The sequence below is a fragment of the Neisseria sp. P0021.S006 genome (assembly GCF_051956895.1).
Map to the genome: position 1 here is coordinate 1 of NZ_JBQCWZ010000361.1, position 1,418 is coordinate 1,418.

Here is a 1,418-nt window from a genome sequence, read left to right on the forward strand (position 1 = left end):
TTTCAGACGGCATGTCGGTGATGTTGTCGCCGTTGAGCCAGACTTCGCCGCTGTCGGGACGCACCAGGCCGACGATGGTTTTGAGCAGGGTGGATTTGCCGCAGCCGGAGCGGCCGAGTACGGCGAGAATTTCGCCTGCTTCGACGTTTAGGTTGATGTCTTGGGCAACGGTTTTGCTGCCGAAGCGTTTGTTGATGTTTTTGAGTTGCAACATGGTTTCAGACGGCCTTTAAAAATGGGGTCGGCAACGGATGCTGTCGAGCCATGCGGACAGCGGATGTTTGAGGTCTATCAGGCCGTATCGACGGCAGGCTTCAAGCGTAACCAGCTGGGCATCGTGCATCATGTTTCCGCCCAACATGGCATCGAGCAGGGTGGGGATGTCCATCAGTTCAAAACCGGCAACTTCGCCGTCTTGGTTGGCGGGTTGGAAGCCTTCAGGCAGGATAATGTCGAAGATATGCAGGATTTCGTTGTGGACACCGCGATTAACGGGGCGCAAACTATATATTTGGGCAGTCGGTCGGATATGGGGGGTTAACGAAGCGGGAATGCCTGCTTCTTCTTCACCCTCGCGGCAGACGGCTTCAGACGGCCTTTCGCCGCTGCTGATGCCGCCTCCGGTCAGATTGTCGAGTTTGTTCGGATCGACGGCTTTGTGCGGACTGCGGCGGCCTATCCAAAAGCGCAGACTGTTTTCTGTTTCGACCAATCCGTTCAAATGCACTGCCTGACTCATCAGGCCGAACGGACGGAAGGCGGCGCGTTCGAGTGCGCATAAAGGCTTGCCCGACTGGTCGCAGATGTCGAACTTTTCACCGCGCCAACCCTTGAGCCAACCGCATTCGCGCCATTGTTGCGCCAGCGTTTGCAAACTGTCGCCCATTTCCGCCCAGCTGTCGGTTTCCAAATTCAGGCCGTCTGAAAGGGTCGACTGCCTGCCTGTCCAATCTTGCCCGAGGCGTTCGCGCCATAACGGGGTCAGACGGCCTAAAGGCAGGCCGTTGAGATACAGAATGCACCAATCGTCGGATGCGCCATAGCTGGTTTGCGCCCAATCCCACAATGCATCGTGGACATCGGACGCGAATACCTGTTCAAAGCGGAAAGACTGAGACACGGCACATCCTCCAAAAGAACTAAAGATACGTTGATTTTAGCCGTTTACGGCGAATTTGCAAAACAACCGCACTACCCGAAAACCGCTATAATAGAGTAAACCATCCGAAACGAGCACATCATGAGCGAATTGAGCGAAATCCTCGCCTATAACCAACATTTCGTCGAAACAGGCGAATACGAAAAATACTTTACCAACAAATACCCCGGCCGCGAGCTGGCCATCCTCTCCTGCATGGACGCGCGCATTATCGAATTGCTGCCCAACGCGTTGGGTTTGAAAAACGGCGATGCCAAGC

The 1,418-nt window shown here is 54.9% G+C and carries 2 protein-coding genes and 1 pseudogene; 1 reads left to right on the forward strand and 2 read right to left on the reverse strand.

Annotated features, from left to right (window positions below):
* Both ACTHUM_RS14110 and ACTHUM_RS14115 read right to left on the reverse strand, forming a co-directional pair.
* The coding region (locus tag ACTHUM_RS14110; RefSeq protein ID WP_440403183.1) for an ATP-binding cassette domain-containing protein at window positions 1–214 on the reverse strand (214 nt) is incomplete at its 3' end.
* A gap of 15 nt (window positions 215–229) precedes the next feature.
* Window positions 230–1,120, reverse strand: coding sequence for an NUDIX hydrolase (locus tag ACTHUM_RS14115; protein ID WP_311477092.1), 891 nt, complete (start codon window positions 1,118–1,120; stop codon window positions 230–232).
* Window positions 1,121–1,240: 120 nt separating this feature from the next.
* Between ACTHUM_RS14115 and ACTHUM_RS14120 the strand changes: the two are divergent.
* Window positions 1,241–1,418: pseudogene (locus ACTHUM_RS14120) on the forward strand (carbonic anhydrase); the annotation flags it as partial.